Genomic DNA, 16,740 nt, shown 5'->3' with positions numbered 1-16,740 from the left:
AAGATTATTTTAAATTTACTTACATGGCAAATAACCTTGTAATATCTACTCCGGACGATGTTTTACTTACATCAGACAATGTCTTATATACTCTGGACATTGTCTTATACACTTTGGACAATGCCTCATTTAAATTAGCCAAAGCCTTATTTATTCCGGACAATGTCTTATACACTTTGGACGATGCTTCATTTATTTCAGACTAAGCTTTATTTATTCCGGACATTCCCTTATATACTTCGGACAGTGTTATTCTGTTTTCCTATTAAAAAAGCCGCCCTGCAATATACAAAACGGCCTTAAAAAAATGATCTAACTATTTATTTTTCAAGATCTGCTACAAGATCTTTCCATTCCTGTAATTCAGGGATTCCCGGTTTTCTTTTCCCAAAGAACTGAACGATGAAATCACCATCCTGGTTGAAAACTTCAATGGCAGTCACTTCACCGTCTTCTGTAGGTTTTTTCACGATCCACGCTTCTGCGATTTTTGTGACATCAAGGTGTAAGTTGAAATCCGGATCCATTACGTTGAACCACTGCTGGTGCCATAATGTTTTCTTTACATTTCCGGTGTGAATCTGAATAATACCCCTGTTGCCTACGAAAATCATTATCGGAAGCTGTTTTTCAGAAGCATCTTCAAGTACATTCACCACTTTTGAGCTATCAATTTTTTTGGTAAAACCTTCCGGAGCCAGCCTTAATGCCTGCGTTCTGCTTACGCCAAACTTTCTGGTCATCATAAAGAAATCGTGGGTATCTTTCAGTGATCTCCATGCATTTTGGAAACCTTCTATGTCGATTTCAGCATCCGGTTTATCTTCCGTTTTTGGAGCTACCGTTTCAAATTCGAATGATGATTGCTGCTCATTAGCCTTAAATTGATCAACTATTGCGTCAAAAGCAGCTTCATTGCTGTCTTTAGTTAAGTAAATTTTATGCAAAGCCAATCCGTCTTTTCCGAAAAACTGTAAACTTTTTTTATCGCCCTCCACCACAGCAAAAGCGAATTTCCAGTGGTTAAGGAAAATTCTGAGATCAATATCCTCTCCTACGAAAAGCTGTGCGTGAGGACTGCTGAAATCACCATTCTGGTAAGTTCCTTTTCTTTCGTGAACGCACTCGTCGTTACGGGTAAGAGCCATTACTTTTCCTAACTTTTCTGTTTCCGTTAAAATATCTTTAAATTCCAGCTTTAAAACCGTTACGCCTTCGCCTACATTTGTTGCCAATAATTCTGCTTCACTAACACCAAGTTCTGCAGCTGCGTTTCTGATTCTCAAATGTGGATTTTCAGCTTTAAGAGCTTCCCATTTTTCTTTAAGATCGTTAACTAATGTGCTCATTTTTTTTATTTTTTAATGGTTAAAATCGTATAATTTCTTGTTATTGTTTCGTCTCCTGTTTTGCTTTTCACCTGTTCTTCCCTCTCGGAAATTTTCATTCTTTTAAAATGGCTTCGTGAGACGGTCTCTTCCATTTCATCGGTATTGTATAAAGTGAAATCAAATTGTGTAAATGGCAGTTTTTCCATAAAATCCCTTTGTCCGAAAGTCAGGACAAAAATTCCTGTCTTTTTTAGAACCCTATAAATTTCATTCAAATATTCCACCGGCTGCTGCCAGAAATAAACCGTGTTTACGGTAAATATCTTGTCAAACGTTTGATCTCCGAAAGGAAGCTTTTCACCTTCATACAAAACAAAATCGACCTGATCTTTAAAAGGTTCATTTAATCGTTTTGCCTCATTATGCATCGTTTCGGAAATATCAATTCCTGTATACTTTACATTTTGAGCCCTGTTTACAATACTTTTAACATGCGCAGCGTTTCCGTGTCCGATTTCCAGGATGTGCTCGTTATCTTCTATTAAAAGTGTTTTAATGCTTTCCAACGTCATTCCGATATTGGTGGCATTCATCATCTCACCGATTTCAATGCCTTTTTCACCTTGAGGATTGGCAAGATGCTGTGCTAATATTTTTAAATTTTCTTTATCCATTTATCCGAAAATAATCATGGGGTTACTGGTAATCGGATGTTCGCAGATCGTACATGGAAAATTGTATGCATTACTGATGTTTTCCGTAGTAAATACCTCTTCCGGTGTTCCGTATGCGGCTACCCTCCCTGATTTCATTAGCAATATTTTATCGGCATATTGTGCCGCAAGATTCAGGTCGTGGAGAACTACTACGGCAGAATTTGCCCTTTTTGTAAAATTTTTAATGATTCCCAATGCTTTATACTGATGCTTTACATCAAGATTGTTCAAAGGCTCATCCAGGAAAAGGAGTTTATGGGCGATCTCATTCTGTAGCTGCGCCATCACTCTTGAGAGGTGTACGCGTTGTTTTTCTCCTCCTGATAAAGTATTATACTCTCTGTCTTTCAAATGATAAACATCTGTTTCGTACATCATGCTGTTCATCGCTTCGAAGTCCTCCTTTCTGGGTTGGGCATCAAAATACGGATACCGTCCCATCATCACGACATCTTTCACGTCAAGCGGAATATCGTTGCTGTTGTGCTGGGAAAATTTGGCTTTATGTTTTGAAAGCTCCGTGACTTTCCAATCGCTGATGTTTTTATCTTTAAATAAAATCTGCTGTTTCGATTTTACTTCATTCGCCAAAACACTCAGGAGACTAGACTTTCCGGCTCCGTTCGGGCCGACAATCGCCAGAAATTCTCCGTATTGCAGGTGAACATCCACCGCATCCAGGATATGGAATTCTTTATGTTTATAACTGATCTGATGTGCCGTAATCATGACAGTGACTTTTTAAATTTAACTAAAATCGCGATGAAGATCGGACCTCCCATGAGGGCTGTCAGAATTCCGATCGGCAGTTCTGAAGGCGCTGCGATACTTCTGCTGAAAGTGTCTGCCGTCAGTAACAAAATGCTCCCGCAAACCGCTGATAACGGTAAAATGAAAGCATAATTGGATTTAAATAACAGCCTTAAAATGTAGGGTACAATAAGACCTACAAAACCAATGGTTCCTGAAAACGCCACGCAACTTCCGATCATCAGTGCTGCAATGATGATGATCTGCTTTTTTAATCTTTCTACATTAATTCCTAAATGCTGGGCATCTTTTTCACCTAACATCATCGCATTTAATGCTTTTCCTTTTGGTAATAAGATGATGTAAGAAATAATTAAAACGATTACTAAAATGATATTCTTGGTCCATGTGGCGGCGGCTAAGCTTCCTAAATTCCAAAACGTCAGATCTCTCAGCTGATCATCTTTTGAGATATAAATCAAAAATCCGGTGATAGAGAATCCGATGGCAGTAATGGCAACACCACTTAGCAGCATCATGACGACATTTGTTTTTCCTCCGCTTGTCGAAATCCTGTAGACCAGCAACATGGATAATAAAGAACCGATGAAAGCAGAAATACCGACCAGTGAAAACTGTACTGCTTCAGGAAGATACTGCTTGAAATGCCCTCCTAAAACAATCGTAATGGCAGCGAGTAAAGTTGCTCCCGATGTAAGTCCTATTAAATCTCCTGTTGCTAAAGGATTTTTAAATAATCCCTGCAGGCTTGTTCCTGAAACGGCAAGCATGCTCCCGATCAGAATAGCCATAATAATTCTGGCTGCCCGCACATCCCAGACCACATATTTATCGCTCATTGATAACGTCGAATTCCCGTTAAGCATTTTCCCTAAAACTTCAAACGCAGACTGCCCGCCGAAATCATAAACTCCGGTATTAAGAGACCATACTGCTATAATTACTAGCAGTATGGTACTTATTGTTACATAAGCGTATAATTTACTTTGTGCTTTCAACTAAAAGTTTGTTTAATCCTACAGCAGCTTCTCCCAATCGTGGTCCGAATCCTGAAACAAGGCCTCCATCCATCGCAATAATTTTTTTGTTTTTACCGGCGTTGGTCTGAGATACGCCAGGCATTTTCAGTGCGCCTTCATTTCCTCCTGCTCCCTGTAATCCGCTTGTGAAGAAAAATAAAACGTCAGGATTTGCTTTTACTACCGCTTCGGGGGTTAAAGGTTTAAAATCTTCAAAATCATTGACTGCATTTTCACCGCCTGCCAATTCTATTAAAGAAGCCATTGGGGTATTTTTACCTGAAACCATTAGCATATTTCCTCTTGCGTAGATGAACAGGACTTTAGGTTTTTTGGCAATAGGCTGGATCTGCTTTAAATCAGCATCTATTTTATCATTCAGTTTCTGATAATCTGTACTTCCGATTGCTTTTGCTACGTCGGCGATTAATTTTTTGGTTCCGTCTACGGTAAACTCTTGTTTGAAAATTTCAGTTTTGATTCCGGAAGACTTTATTTTTCCCATTAATTCAGGGTTAATGTCTTTATCAGAAGCTAAAATCAACGTCGGAGAAACCGCCATGATCGGCTCAATGGTCATTGATCGTACGTGTCCTAAATCTTTCGCGGTAGCTTTCAAAGACTCGGGATACGTACTGGTAACATCGGTTCCTACGATTTCTTTTTCGTGACCTAACGCAGCAACAATTTCTGTTATTCCACCGTTAAGCGTTACAATTTTATTGTTAGATTTTGGTGTTTCAGCGTTTATTTCTGTTTTATTTTCTGTTTTTGAACCATCTTCTTTTTTACAAGAATACACGGCTACCAGCACAGAAGCGGCAAGAATGAATTTTTTCATGATATACTACTCTTATTATTTGATTTATTTTTTAAAGTGGTTTGTATTTAAACATTGCATGTCCTCTTTCTCCGGCGTTATCTGTAAGCGATGAAAATCTTAATTTAAAATAAGTTCCTTCCGAATCTTTAATAATGTAGAAAACATCACCTTTTACCTGATAGCCGGATGGTCCTACTTCTCTCCAGTTGGCACCAATCACTCTTTGATCTTTATAGATAAGCTTGGAATCATCAACATCAGATTTTTTGAAATTATTGAATGTTTCAATCATCGACCCTGCAGATGCTACTTTTACTTCATAAGCTCCTACATTTCCGATATTATTTGTTGTTACAAAATCTGCATAAATATAACTTCCCGCACCTTCAATAATATTGGTAAATACCGTGAAACAGATATCCCATTTATTTTTTTCAGGCTGAATTGTAACTTGCTTGTTGTTTTTTAAGCTAAAGAAAGTATAGTTGTATGCCGTATTTTTGTCGATCAAAACATTTTTAATCTGATCACCAGTTGCATTCAGACTTCCATATTTTACTCTATATCCGCTTCCTTCTTTCGTTACCTGAAGCTTCATCCATCCTCTGCTGTTTCCTCCGGTAGCCACTGAACCAATTGCCACACTACCCGAATAAAGCTCTTTTCCCATATTGATAAGATAAACCCCACTTTCTGAAGCATCTGCTTTTACTTCACTAATCGCAGTATATCCTGTAGGGAAATTTCCGTTAACATCATCAATATAAACCGTATTGGAAGGATTAAAATTCGCCACCTGAACCTGCGTCGTTAATGTTGCAACATCAGATTCCTTCACGGCAGAGATATCTGAGGCATTGGGAATTTTCGCTGCTCCCATCATAATTGATGAATTAAGCATTACTTTGAACTCGTTTCCCGAATAAAAAGCAAGATCCCAGTCTGTTCTTACATTCGTATATTTTCTTGGATTCCCATCCTGATCTACATCGCTCAAATCCACCCAAACCTGATTAGGTTGTGTAGGACCGCCAACTGTTGCATCTACCAATTTTCCCTCCGAAGGAATTACCGCTACAGGATCTTCATTATCATTGATACATGACTGAGAAATGAATGATACTCCTAATAAAAGATAAAATAGTATTTTTTTCATTTTTAGAATTTTAAAAATTATAGCTTAATCTGGCAAAATAGCTTCTGCCATAGAAAAGATTAGACACAGAGGTTGATGCTTCATGTGCATTTCCTGCAATGGTAGTATCTCTCACAGATGATACATCAAAAATATTCTTAACACCGGCACTAACTTCAAAATGATTTTTAAAGAATGGCTGAGTAACAATAAAATTCATCATACTGAAGTCTTTTCTCTCACCTATATCATAAAAAGAAGTGGCAACATCAGGAGAAACTAAAACAAACATCTGCGTTTTACCGGTATATTTGTAGTAAAGTGAAAGTGTGGTATTGATCTTCGGAATGGTATAGTTTGCAGACAAATTTGCTTCAAAAGTATTGAAGAAATCATCAGGAGAAACAAATCCCCCTTCATTCAGTTCTTTGGAAATTCCGTAATAAGTAGCGTTTGCGGCTAAAGCAAGCGGCCCTTTCTGAGCTTTAAAATTTGCTTCAAAAATATACGAGCGGAAACTATCTATGTTAATATATTTATATTGCAACGGTTGTCTGTTCACCATTGCCAGCTCGATTCTGTCTTTTACTTTAAGGTATGTTGCACTGGCACCGATCCTAAAATCCCAACCTGAATTTAAAATGATTTTCTTTTCGGCATTTAAAGAAGCGGTCATCCCTTCTTCCGGTTTCAAATCAGCATTCCCACGAATATCATGATTACTGTCTACCATATAGGTGTACAATTCATCAAAATTCGGGAATCTGTTTGCACTTCCGATTACGAGTCTTACATTGTCATTTTCTGTAATTTTAGCCCTTGCCGTTAATGAATAATTATGCTGTGTATCAAACTTATCACTTAAAGTTAAACGATATCCCGGGCGTATGGACAACCAATCTGTGGCATTCCATTCAATGGACATAAAATTGGCATAATTGAAAATTTTTCTCTTTACATTATCTGTGCCTTCAAAATCACCGGCAATATTCCCAGCAAATCCTGAAGTATGGTCCAATTCATATCCTATCTGGAAATCTATTGTCTTACTGTCTAAAAAGTTACTAAAAACACCTCTTGAATAAAAAACATCTGATTTATTATAAGATTGATATTCATCTTTTCCATCAACTAGCTTTCTATTTGGTATATCATATTTAAAATCTCTGTATTTTCTATCCTGAGTCTGATAAGAAAAATCGCCTGTATAATTGATGGCTCCTAGTTTTGTCTGAATATTAAGCTGGTTCAGATATCTTGTGGTAAGATAGTCTCTATCTGTTGCAGCATATGTTCTGTCATCAACATCATAAAAATATTCATTTACAATTGGATTGTAATAATTCAGTTTTTCATTTAGAAATCCGAATTTGTAGAAAACAGATGTTTTATTTTTGTTATAACGTATAATCCCATCAACGTTTAGAACATCTTTAGGCTGCCAGAGATATCCTCTTTTTTCGTCCTGCTCGAAGTATTTATAACCTTCCTGAGTTCCTTTAAATCCTTGGAAATCGTTACGATTAAAGTTAGCTCCTACATACCAGTTTTCATTAATGTTGTATCCTACATTCAGCGTTTGAATATGCCTTCCCTCTCCTTTCTTATACCAATCGTATTCTTTGCCGACTGTTTCTTCCTGCACAGAAGCATTCAATGTAAGTTTTTTCTGAGTATTTTTTTTAGTGATAATATTAATTACTCCCGCCACCGCATTGCTTCCATAATCTACGCCCATTGAACCTCTTACTACTTCGATACGCTCTACATTGTTGATATTTAATTTAGTCAGATCGATATTATTCCCTAAACCAATATCTCCTACTATCGGAATATTATCTACTAAAATTTTCGTGTATTCGCCTCCAAGTCCCAAAAGACTTGCTGTAGAGTTTCCGGAATTACGATCAGAAGTAATAAGAATATTTAAACTTTGATTCAAAACATCAGCCACATTGGTAGCTGCCATATTTTTAATCTGCTGTGCATCAATTACCTCTACTTTATAGATGGATTTATTAATGGATTGCTGAGTATATTGTCCTGTGATGACAACCTCATCGATGGCTTTCTGCTTTAAAGAATCTTTTTCCTGTGCATTCACCCATAAAATAGTGGATAATGATAGAATGGAAAGCACTTTCTTCTTCATAGGTGGAAAATTTTCGACAAATATATAACTTTATTTAGAACAGTTAAAAATAAATTATTAATTTTGTGGAATAATTCTAAATAAAAATAACATTATGAAATTAAAACTACTTTTAGGAACTTTGATGTTTGCAGCGATTACAGCCCATGCACAAGTAGCGACAATTAATGAGAATTTCAACAGCTTTACTCCAGGTCAGGGACAAACTGTTTTTCCACAGAATCAATGGACGGCTATTTATCCGGACGCTGTTGGTAATCCCGCTCCAATGATGAATATTGTAGTCAACAATGCTACTGATAATTTTGTGCAGGCTTATTCAGGAGCGAACCAAAATAGTCCGGAATATTTGATTTCACCACAAATTGTAGCTCCCGCGGGAGACAAAACATTAACGTTTAAAGCAAGGAGAAATACAGGTTCTGCGCCAGGATCTATACAGGTAGGACTGGCTTCAAACCCTACCGATATGAGTACATTTGTAGCTCTTGCAAATGCAACGATTTTAACAAGTGATACCTTCCAGACCATTAGCATACCTGTAACGGCTTCAACTTCACAATATATCGTGTTTAAATTTGTAGGGGCACTTGCTCCACACACGGTACTTGAAATTGACGATGTTGTTTACAATCAGGCTTCAAGTCTTGCAGTTTCCGATCAGATAAAATCCAAAGAAGAAATTCGATTTGCTGTGAATGCTGATCATACGGCTTTAGAATTTATTGCTAAAAAAGACCCGAAAAACATTCATGTATATTCTGCAGCAGGACAAAAAGTTGCGGAGGGTAAATTGTCAGGAAGATCTTTTGATATCAGCAGACTTCAGACTGGCGTTTATTATATCCTTATTGAAACAGCAGAAGGTTCTGTAATAAAATCAAAGTTTATTAAGAAGTAAGATTTATTAAACCTCATAGTTATTAAGACTGATTTATGATTTCATAAATCGGTCTTTTTTATATCAGTATCATCTAAACAAGCTTTTTACTAGCTTTAAAAATTCATAATACGAACAAAATTTAATATAAAAACACGACAAAAATCATGTTTTATTTAGAACAATTAAAAATAATTTATATAGTTTTGTAGAATAATTCTAAATAATAAATAACGTCAGATATTATGAAAACAAAATTACTTTTTGCGGCAATGATTTCTTTAGGGATACAGCAAACTGTTCTTTCACAAGTTGATACAAATGGATATACAACGGTTAATATGTCCATGGGGGCAAGTTACCAGAACCGTGTATTTTTTGATCTGAGTGCCAACAATATGGTTTCTCAACCGGCCAATACCTGGGATATTGCTTTCTACAGGAATTCAAGTATGAATTTCGGAACGAGAATTAATGATGCACAAAACATCGAAGTATATCAGGCCTCTAATAATCCTAATGACTGGAATACCATCACCACAAACAGTGTGAGTACTTACGGATCTCCTTTATACAATCTTGACAATACTACTGCTATACAGGAGGGCGCTTTCGAACAAGGTACCGCGACTTATGGCTGGGGAGAATATAATCCCGGAAATCACCACATCGAAGGAAAAGTGATTTTCATCCTGAAATATCTTTCTACAAACACTTATTACAAATTTATGATCGACGATTATTTCGGCGGTTATACTTTCAAATATGCTAAGTGGAATTCAGCAAATTCATCATGGGATGCTACCGTTTCCAAAACAATTGCGAACGGTACCGATGATGCTTATTTCAACTATTTTTCATTCGCAACCGGTGATAAAGTAGCCAATCTTGAGCCTTCAAAAACCAATTGGGACTTTATGTTCACCAGATACTGGACAGATTATCCATATGTTGATCCCAATACAGGACAACCGGCTACCATGAAGTACAGAATGTCGGGTGTGATTCAGAATACGAACATCACCGTGGCAAAAGTTCAGCCCGAAACACAGGCTACCTCTAATGCCACTATTCCTGCTTCAAATTCTTTTTCAAGCAATATTACAGCGATCGGACACAGCTGGAAACCAACGACAGGCATATACAGCGATGCGGTGTATTACATCAAACAGGGATCTGAATATTACAGAATGTATTTTATTTCCAATGAGGGATCTCAGACAGGAAACATGTATTTTAAATATAAAAATATCACGTCAACGTTGGGAACTGTGGAAACTGCCGGTAAAAAAGCGTCTTTCGGAATTTATCCGAATCCGACTACCGCAGACAGACAGGTAACGGTTTTATTTGATGTTAAAGAAAAGCTCAGCAGTAAAGGAAATGTAGAAGTTTATGATCTGTCAGGCAAAAAAGTATATTCTGCTGAACTGACCAATCAGGCAGGTTTCTATAAACAGGATCTGAATCTTTCTCATCTTTCATCAGGGAATTATCTGGTAAAAATTACTTTCGGAGGAAGTACAGAAACGAAAAAGTTAATTGTGAAATAAGACAAGTCAATAGTGAATGGTTAATTCTGAATTCTGAACAGTGAATTTAAAAATTAACTATTGACTATTCACAATTCACTTTCAAAATAATACTTTCTATTTTTTCTAAAGAAAGGCTGCTCACATTGGTGAACAGCCTTTTGTATTTAATTGAATGATAAATTTTATAATGTTTTATAACCTTTGTAAACTTCTGTTGAGCTTTCCAGCATTTTAGCAACATCTTTTCTAAAATTCAGCAAATGATCCTGTCCGCTGTGACGGTTCAGATGTTCTTCAGTTTCCCAAAGTTCGATCATAAAAAATGTTCCTTTATTATTTTTATCCTCGATGAGGTCATACTTCAGGCAGCCTTCCTCTTTTCGGGTTTCTTTTACCAATGCCTGAAAAAGTTCAACGGCTTCCATCAGGTAGTTTTCATTAAACTTAAATACGGCAACAACGTGTATATTCATAATATTTTTTTAATGATGTAAAAGTAAAATATTTTCAAAACGGAAGATATTTTTAACCCTTTTATTTTTCCACACTAAGTAAATCTTCACTAAAAAACAGATTTATAGATCGTTATAGAACTCATTATGATAACTAAAAGTCCGATTACTACAAACATACTTTTTACAGGCAACTTTGCCGTTAGCATGGCAGAAATAGGTGCGGTAAAAATCCCGCCGATCAGAAGACCAAGAATAATGTTCCAATGTTGAATTCCTAACGTGAAAATAAAAGTAATTGCTGCTGTAAGGGTTAAAATAAACTTAGCTACCGTTGAGCTTCCGACAGCAAATCTGGGTGTAAAAGAATTTTTAATCAATGTCCCCGTTACCAGCGGCCCCCATCCCCCGCCGGCAAAAGAATCAATAAAACCTCCTACAAGTCCCAGCCTTGTAAGATTTGTTCTGCGTTTTAATTTTTTATCCTGTTTTTTCTTAAATGCATTAGATAAAATCTGAATTCCTAAGTACAACGTATAAAATGAGATGATGGTTTTGGTAATTTCAGAATAATATTCTCCGAGATACGTCAATGAAACGGCTCCAATAATAGCTCCGATAACCGCAGGAACAGCCAGTTTCTTCACCAAACTTTTACTAACATTCTTGAGCCTGATATGACTAATGCTTCCTGCCGCCGTCGTAAAACTTTCCGCCGAATGAATACTGGCACTCACCGCATGAGGGGGAATTCCCAGAAACAACAACGTTGTTGTGCAGATCACGCCATACCCCATTCCCATGGAACCTGCCACGATCTCCGCTAAAATCCCGACGAGCATCATCCAGTAAAAAATGTAATTGTCTTTGGCTAAGATTGTAAAAAGCTCATCAAGATAGCCCAGTTCATACATTGAGAAAACAATAACAGATAATATTGCCAGCGTTATAAAAAAAATATTGAGTCTGAACTGAACTTTCCTTGAAATGATCATGGCTGCTTTTTTTAATTCTAAATTATAAATGTTTACAGGATCATGACAGCTCCCACCGTTGAATTGCTTGTTTCATCAACCAAGATTGCATTACCCGTAGCTTTACTCTCTTCAAAACTGTCAAATACAAGTGGAGAAGCGGTTTTAAGACGTACTTTTACCACCTCATTAAGTCTGATGCTTTCCGTCACAGGAATTTTTTCTAAGGTGTTGACATCAATTTTATATTCAATTTCCTTCACAAGCGCTTTCAGTAACTTGCTTTTATGCTGAATAAAATATTTATTTCCCTCATTCAGTTCCTTTTTGTCCAGCCAGCATACAACTGCTTCTATTTCATTCTCAATTTTCGGAAGATCTTCAGATTTTACCAGAAAATCGCCGCGGCTAATATCAATATCGTCTTCAACATGAATAACAGCTGGCTGATTGGCAAAAACAACATTCACTTCCTTACCGCCGGTTTCCAATTTGGAGATCCGTGTCTGAATATTTTGAGGCATAACAGTAATTTCATCTCCTTTCTTATACGCTCCAGAAATTACTTCGCCAGCATATCCTCTGTAATCGTGCAGCTCATCGGTCTGAGGGCGAATCACATACTGCACCTGAAATCTCGGACTTTCAAAATCTTTTTTATGATCAACTTCTACATTCTCCAGAAAATCCAGTAACGTTGGCCCCTGATACCAGACCATATTTTCAGATTCGGAAACAATATTATCCCCGTGGAATGCCGAAATGGGAAAATAATTTACATTATCCAAACCTAGTTTATTTGCGACCAGTTCATACTGCGCTTTGATATCATTAAAAACCTCTTGAGAATATTCTACAAGATCCATTTTATTAATGGCGACCACTACATTTCTCATCTTCAGCAAGGAAGCAATAATTGAATGTCTTCTGGTCTGCTCGATCACGCCTTGCCTTGCATCAATCAGAATAATAATCAGCTGGGAATTAGACGCTCCCGTAATCATATTTCTAGTGTACTGAATATGTCCCGGCGCATCGGCAATAATGAACTTTCTTTTCGGCGTTGAAAAATACCGGTAAGCAACGTCAATGGTAATTCCCTGCTCTCTCTCGGCTCTTAAACCGTCTGTTAGAATAGCAAGGTCTATTCCGTTTTCGTTTTTGTTCTTCGACTGTTTTTCCAGCGCTTCGAGCTGATCGATCAATATATTTTTACTGTCATAAAGAAGTCTTCCGATGAGGGTACTTTTTCCGTCATCTACGCTTCCGGCAGTGATAAATCTTAGTATGTCCATGTTTTTCTTAATTATGAGTAATAAGTAATGTGCAATGAGTAATCTTTGAATTCAATAAATTGTATTACTTATTATTCATGTTAAAAATTTTTATTCAATTTTAAAAATAAATTTTACGTACGATTGGCATTACTTATTACCAATTGCTCATTACACATTAAAAATATCCTCCTTTTTTCCGGTCTTCCATAGCGGCTTCCGTTACTTTGTCATCGATACGGGTTTCACCACGTTCGGAGATTCTTGAAGCGGTAATTTCGTTTACGACCTCATCAAGCGTTTCGGCAGTGCTTTCTACCGCAGCAGTACATGTCATATCACCTACCGTTCTATATCTTACCTGTTTATTAACAATGGTATCATTTTCATCAATCTGAATAAAATCTGAAACTGCAATCAATTGTCCGTCATACTCGATCACATCACGGTTATGGGCAAAATAAATAGAAGGAAGCTGGATATTTTCTTTTTTAATATAATTCCACACATCCAGTTCGGTCCAGTTGGAAATTGGAAATACTCTTACGTTTTCACCTTTGTTGATTCTTCCATTGTAAATATTCCACAGTTCAGGACGCTGCAGCTTTGGATCCCATTGCCCAAATTCGTCACGAACAGAGAAAAAGCGTTCTTTTGCTCTTGCTTTTTCCTCATCTCTTCTCGCACCGCCAATGCATGCATCAAAACCAAATTCTTCAATGGTATCGAGTAAAGTATGTGTCTGAAGCCAGTTTCTGGAGGCAAATTTCCCTTTGGGTTCAGTTAAATTTTTAGCTTTAATGGTATCTTCCACTTTTCTTACGATCAGCTCGGCTCCGATATTTCTTGCCAGATAATCCCTGAACTGAAGCGCTTCCGGAAAATTATGCCCGGTATCAATATGCACCAAAGGAAAAGGAATATTCATGGGTGCAAAAGCCTTTATAGCAAGATGAACCAATGTAATGGAATCTTTCCCACCGCTGAAAAGCAGGGCCGGTTTTTCAAACTGAGCCGCAATTTCGCGCATGATATAAATACTTTCAGCTTCCAGCTGTTCCAGATAGTCTAGTTTATGTGTAATCATTTTGAATGTAAAGAGATTTGAATTAATGCGTATGGAGACCGCATTCTTTTTGTGAATTTTCCCACCACCAACGTCCTGCACGTGGGTTTTCCCCTTCAACAATGGGTCGGGTACAAGGTTGGCAGCCCACACTGATATATCCTTTCTTGTGTAATGGCAATTCCTGGACATTATTTTGCTGAAGGTATACCAAAACCTGCTGATAATTCCAGTTGATGAGCGGATTATATTTATAGAGTTTTCGTCCTTCATCCCACTCTATAACCGGCATATTCTCACGGTTTTCCGATTGTTCTGCCCGTAAGCCGGTTATCCATATTCCTGCATTTTCGAGTGCACGGTTTAAAGGTTTAACCTTCCTGATAAAACAACACTCTTTTCTATTTTCTACGGAATGATAAAAGGCGTTGATTCCTTTTTCATTAACAAACTTTTCTACATCTGAAGGATCCGGGAAATATTCTTCGGTTTTCGTTTTATATCTTGAATTATTTTGTGAAAGCAATTCATAATGTTCGTAAAACAGCCTGCCCGTATCCAGCGTAAAAACCTTGATCGGTAGCTTGTTTTTAAAAATGATATCGGTGATAACCTGATCTTCCTGACCAAGTGATGTTGAAAAAACGGCGGCATTCGGAAATTTTGATGAAATAAATTTCAATCCCTCCTCTGCTGAAAGCTGTTTCAGGGTTTCTGCATCTTCTTTTGAAATCATAAATTATCCATTTGAAGTAATGCAAATATCTAATAAAATTATTATCCCACCAAAAAAGTAGACTAATAATTCAAAAAAATGGATCCGATCAATCGATCAGATCCATTAATGTTTTTCTTTCCAGAATATTGAGCGAAGCATCCCGAACTTCGATCAGTACGTCGTGAAGGCTACAGTGATCTTCATTGCAATCTTCACACTTCTCGTAAAAATTCAGGCTCACGCATGGAAGCAGAGCAATCGGCCCGTTTACCAGGCGGATAATTTTTGCCAGCTTTACGTTTTCAGGATTTTCTTTAAAGAAATATCCTCCTCCTTTTCCTTTTTTGCTATCGAGAATATCCGCTTTTTTCAGTTCGAGAAGGATGTTTTCCAGAAACTTCAAAGGAATATTCTTATGTGCCGCAATTTCGGAAATAAGAATAGGGCCATCATTCCTCTTTTCTACCAGGTACGACAGCGCTTTAAAAGCATATTGAGATTTTTTAGACAGCATTACAACAAAAATAGGAAAAATTCTGAAATAACAGAAAGAATGGAAAGAGCCAGGTAAAAAGTAAAAAGGCAAAAGTTTTTTAATGAAGGAATCACATAGGCTTTTTACTTTTATTTTACTTACATATCTCCCTTAGTTTTCTTCACTTTTACCTTGGCTCCTTTTACTTGGCTCTTCATCGCTTTTAACTGGATTCTAATTTTTGTCTACCTTTGTATCTATGTTCAGCAAGCAGGAAGCACAACAGTTAAAGAAAGAATTCTGGACGGCTTTTGGAAAGTCCTTCCCCAGAAAATGGATTTTGTATGATACCAAGATCAAAGACATGTCGTTTAAGTTTTATGCAGATAATAAAAAGGCTGAAGTCTCTCTGGATATTGAAATGAAAGATGAGATTTTCAGGAATGCTTATTATGAAAAAATCTGGTCTTTGGAAGATATATTAAAAGAGTTCATTGGCGATTTTCAAAAAGATGAGTATTACACGCTGGAAAACGGAAAAGTAATGGCCAGAATCTGGGTAGAAAAGCATGGCGTTTCGATTTTCAATAAAAATACCTGGCAGGAAACGTTTCAGTTTTTTGTCGATAAGATGGATGGATTTGAAAGATTTTATTATGAATATGAAGATTTTATAAAAGATGTTTAAATGGTAAAGAAATAAATCCGTTTTCTTTTTGCCAAATGACAAATTTCAGCCAGATTCATTTTCCTAACTTGCATTCATGAAAGAATTATTTGATTTTATCCTGAGATTCGGAAATCTCAATCAGCAACAGATGGATTTTATTGCGGAAAAAGCGACAGAGATCAGCCTTTCCAAAGAAGAATACTTTTCGGAAGCCGGAAAGATTGCCAAACAAGTTGGCTTTGTGGAGGACGGAATCCTTCGTGTGTGCTATTACAATAATAAAAGTGAGGAGATCACCAAATATTTCATAGAAGAGAATAATCTGGTCGTAGATCTTGAAAGCTTTGACAATCAAATCAGTTCAAGCGCTTATGTTCAGGCGGTGACTAACTGCAAACTTATTGTTTTTCAAAGAAAAGACTGGCTGGAACTCCTGCAGACCATTGTAGGTTTTGATGCTATCGTTCATAAAATCATTTCAAGGGCGCTGATGCAAAAAGTGGAAAGAAGAAGTCCGCTTGTTTCCGAAGATGCCACTACCCGATACCTGAAATTTATGGAGATCTATCCTACAGCGGTCAATAGAATTCCCCTGTCATACGTTGCTTCTTATCTGGGCGTTACCCAATCTTCTCTGAGTAGAATCAGGAAGAATATTAGGTAATATTTGATGGAAGATGGAGGCTGGAAGTTTATTACTGAATAAAATATACATTTCATTACTCCACCATTTAAGCATCCAATCAAAA

The 16,740-nt window shown here is 37.0% G+C and carries 18 protein-coding genes; 5 read left to right on the top strand and 13 right to left on the bottom strand.

All coding sequences use genetic code 11. The annotated features are described in order from the left end of the window. The first annotated feature begins 23 nt into the window (after nucleotides 1-23). On the top strand, nucleotides 24-206 hold the full coding sequence (locus BMW64_RS19240) for a hypothetical protein (protein WP_090002136.1): 183 nt from the start codon (nucleotides 24-26) through the stop codon (nucleotides 204-206). A 114-nt stretch (nucleotides 207-320) separates the two neighbouring features. Here the strand turns inward: BMW64_RS19240 and BMW64_RS19235 are convergent, their stop codons facing one another. The 7 genes from BMW64_RS19235 to BMW64_RS19205 are packed head-to-tail and all read right to left on the bottom strand — an operon-like array spanning nucleotide 321 to nucleotide 7,947. Continuing rightward, a complete protein-coding gene (locus tag BMW64_RS19235; RefSeq protein WP_090002134.1) occupies nucleotides 321-1,349 on the bottom strand; it encodes a hemin-degrading factor in 1,029 nt (342 codons plus the stop codon). A gap of 5 nt (nucleotides 1,350-1,354) precedes the next feature. Beyond that, on the bottom strand, nucleotides 1,355-2,005 hold the full coding sequence (locus tag BMW64_RS19230) for a class I SAM-dependent methyltransferase (protein WP_090002132.1): 651 nt from the start codon (nucleotides 2,003-2,005) through the stop codon (nucleotides 1,355-1,357). Next, nucleotides 2,006-2,776 (bottom strand): heme ABC transporter ATP-binding protein, encoded by a 771-nt coding sequence (locus BMW64_RS19225; protein WP_090002130.1) that lies wholly within the window; start codon nucleotides 2,774-2,776, stop codon nucleotides 2,006-2,008. Then, on the bottom strand, nucleotides 2,773-3,816 hold the full coding sequence (locus tag BMW64_RS19220; protein WP_090002128.1) for a FecCD family ABC transporter permease: 1,044 nt from the start codon (nucleotides 3,814-3,816) through the stop codon (nucleotides 2,773-2,775). The genes BMW64_RS19225 and BMW64_RS19220 overlap by 4 nt, the downstream gene beginning before the upstream one ends. After that, on the bottom strand, nucleotides 3,800-4,678 hold the full coding sequence (locus BMW64_RS19215) for a heme/hemin ABC transporter substrate-binding protein (RefSeq protein WP_090002127.1): 879 nt from the start codon (nucleotides 4,676-4,678) through the stop codon (nucleotides 3,800-3,802). The genes BMW64_RS19220 and BMW64_RS19215 overlap by 17 nt, the downstream gene beginning before the upstream one ends. 31 nt (nucleotides 4,679-4,709) lie before the next feature. Further along, a complete protein-coding gene (locus tag BMW64_RS19210; protein WP_090002125.1) occupies nucleotides 4,710-5,816 on the bottom strand; it encodes an HmuY family protein in 1,107 nt (368 codons plus the stop codon). 10 nt (nucleotides 5,817-5,826) lie between these two features. Further along, on the bottom strand, nucleotides 5,827-7,947 hold the full coding sequence (locus tag BMW64_RS19205) for a TonB-dependent receptor plug domain-containing protein (protein ID WP_090002123.1): 2,121 nt from the start codon (nucleotides 7,945-7,947) through the stop codon (nucleotides 5,827-5,829). A 94-nt stretch (nucleotides 7,948-8,041) separates the two neighbouring features. Here BMW64_RS19205 and BMW64_RS19200 point away from each other — a divergent pair, with 94 nt between their 5' ends. Continuing rightward, nucleotides 8,042-8,848 (top strand): T9SS-dependent choice-of-anchor J family protein, encoded by an 807-nt coding sequence (locus BMW64_RS19200; protein WP_090002121.1) that lies wholly within the window; start codon nucleotides 8,042-8,044, stop codon nucleotides 8,846-8,848. Between the two features lie 224 nt (nucleotides 8,849-9,072). After that, on the top strand, nucleotides 9,073-10,380 hold the full coding sequence (locus BMW64_RS19195) for a T9SS type A sorting domain-containing protein (RefSeq protein ID WP_090002119.1): 1,308 nt from the start codon (nucleotides 9,073-9,075) through the stop codon (nucleotides 10,378-10,380). 164 nt (nucleotides 10,381-10,544) lie between these two features. Here BMW64_RS19195 and BMW64_RS19190 read toward each other — a convergent pair whose 3' ends face one another. From BMW64_RS19190 to BMW64_RS19165, 6 genes are all read right to left on the bottom strand, one after another. Then, on the bottom strand, nucleotides 10,545-10,835 hold the full coding sequence (locus BMW64_RS19190) for a putative quinol monooxygenase (protein WP_090002117.1): 291 nt from the start codon (nucleotides 10,833-10,835) through the stop codon (nucleotides 10,545-10,547). Nucleotides 10,836-10,924: 89 nt separating this feature from the next. After that, on the bottom strand, nucleotides 10,925-11,809 hold the full coding sequence (locus tag BMW64_RS19185) for a sulfite exporter TauE/SafE family protein (RefSeq protein ID WP_090002115.1): 885 nt from the start codon (nucleotides 11,807-11,809) through the stop codon (nucleotides 10,925-10,927). Nucleotides 11,810-11,841: 32 nt separating this feature from the next. Beyond that, nucleotides 11,842-13,083, bottom strand: a complete 1,242-nt coding sequence (locus BMW64_RS19180) for a sulfate adenylyltransferase subunit 1 (protein ID WP_090002113.1) — start codon at nucleotides 13,081-13,083, stop codon at nucleotides 11,842-11,844. A gap of 157 nt (nucleotides 13,084-13,240) precedes the next feature. Continuing rightward, the gene (gene cysD, locus BMW64_RS19175) at nucleotides 13,241-14,149 is read right to left on the bottom strand and encodes a sulfate adenylyltransferase subunit CysD (RefSeq protein ID WP_090002111.1); all 909 of its coding nucleotides are present in this window, start codon (nucleotides 14,147-14,149) and stop codon (nucleotides 13,241-13,243) included. A gap of 22 nt (nucleotides 14,150-14,171) precedes the next feature. Then, the gene (locus BMW64_RS19170) at nucleotides 14,172-14,864 is read right to left on the bottom strand and encodes a phosphoadenylyl-sulfate reductase (RefSeq protein ID WP_090002109.1); all 693 of its coding nucleotides are present in this window, start codon (nucleotides 14,862-14,864) and stop codon (nucleotides 14,172-14,174) included. An 88-nt stretch (nucleotides 14,865-14,952) separates the two neighbouring features. Beyond that, nucleotides 14,953-15,360, bottom strand: coding sequence for an RrF2 family transcriptional regulator (locus BMW64_RS19165; protein ID WP_090002107.1), 408 nt, complete (start codon nucleotides 15,358-15,360; stop codon nucleotides 14,953-14,955). A gap of 220 nt (nucleotides 15,361-15,580) precedes the next feature. Here BMW64_RS19165 and BMW64_RS19160 point away from each other — a divergent pair, with 220 nt between their 5' ends. After that, entirely contained in the window at nucleotides 15,581-16,009 is a 429-nt protein-coding gene (locus BMW64_RS19160) for a DUF4268 domain-containing protein (protein ID WP_090002105.1), read from the top strand. A gap of 76 nt (nucleotides 16,010-16,085) precedes the next feature. After that, a complete protein-coding gene (locus BMW64_RS19155) occupies nucleotides 16,086-16,655 on the top strand; it encodes a Crp/Fnr family transcriptional regulator (RefSeq protein WP_090002103.1) in 570 nt (189 codons plus the stop codon). Nucleotides 16,656-16,740: the final 85 nt, after the last annotated feature.

Origin of the sequence: Chryseobacterium taichungense, from assembly GCF_900109935.1 — a bacterium.
Lineage (GTDB): Bacteria > Bacteroidota > Bacteroidia > Flavobacteriales > Weeksellaceae > Chryseobacterium > Chryseobacterium taichungense.
This window is presented reverse-complemented; position numbering and strand designations above follow the sequence as displayed.

Coding starts and splice junctions, on each gene's coding strand:
- BMW64_RS19240 (WP_090002136.1), top strand. CDS start 24: ATGGCAAATAACCTTGTAATATCTACTCCGGACGATGTTTTACTTACA.
- BMW64_RS19235 (WP_090002134.1), bottom strand. CDS start 1,349: ATGAGCACATTAGTTAACGATCTTAAAGAAAAATGGGAAGCTCTTAAA.
- BMW64_RS19230 (WP_090002132.1), bottom strand. CDS start 2,005: ATGGATAAAGAAAATTTAAAAATATTAGCACAGCATCTTGCCAATCCT.
- BMW64_RS19225 (WP_090002130.1), bottom strand. CDS start 2,776: ATGATTACGGCACATCAGATCAGTTATAAACATAAAGAATTCCATATC.
- BMW64_RS19215 (WP_090002127.1), bottom strand. CDS start 4,678: ATGAAAAAATTCATTCTTGCCGCTTCTGTGCTGGTAGCCGTGTATTCT.
- BMW64_RS19210 (WP_090002125.1), bottom strand. CDS start 5,816: ATGAAAAAAATACTATTTTATCTTTTATTAGGAGTATCATTCATTTCT.
- BMW64_RS19205 (WP_090002123.1), bottom strand. CDS start 7,947: ATGAAGAAGAAAGTGCTTTCCATTCTATCATTATCCACTATTTTATGG.
- BMW64_RS19200 (WP_090002121.1), top strand. CDS start 8,042: ATGAAATTAAAACTACTTTTAGGAACTTTGATGTTTGCAGCGATTACA.
- BMW64_RS19195 (WP_090002119.1), top strand. CDS start 9,073: ATGAAAACAAAATTACTTTTTGCGGCAATGATTTCTTTAGGGATACAG.
- BMW64_RS19190 (WP_090002117.1), bottom strand. CDS start 10,835: ATGAATATACACGTTGTTGCCGTATTTAAGTTTAATGAAAACTACCTG.
- BMW64_RS19185 (WP_090002115.1), bottom strand. CDS start 11,809: ATGATCATTTCAAGGAAAGTTCAGTTCAGACTCAATATTTTTTTTATA.
- BMW64_RS19180 (WP_090002113.1), bottom strand. CDS start 13,083: ATGGACATACTAAGATTTATCACTGCCGGAAGCGTAGATGACGGAAAA.
- cysD (WP_090002111.1), bottom strand. CDS start 14,149: ATGATTACACATAAACTAGACTATCTGGAACAGCTGGAAGCTGAAAGT.
- BMW64_RS19170 (WP_090002109.1), bottom strand. CDS start 14,864: ATGATTTCAAAAGAAGATGCAGAAACCCTGAAACAGCTTTCAGCAGAG.
- BMW64_RS19165 (WP_090002107.1), bottom strand. CDS start 15,360: ATGCTGTCTAAAAAATCTCAATATGCTTTTAAAGCGCTGTCGTACCTG.
- BMW64_RS19160 (WP_090002105.1), top strand. CDS start 15,581: ATGTTCAGCAAGCAGGAAGCACAACAGTTAAAGAAAGAATTCTGGACG.
- BMW64_RS19155 (WP_090002103.1), top strand. CDS start 16,086: ATGAAAGAATTATTTGATTTTATCCTGAGATTCGGAAATCTCAATCAG.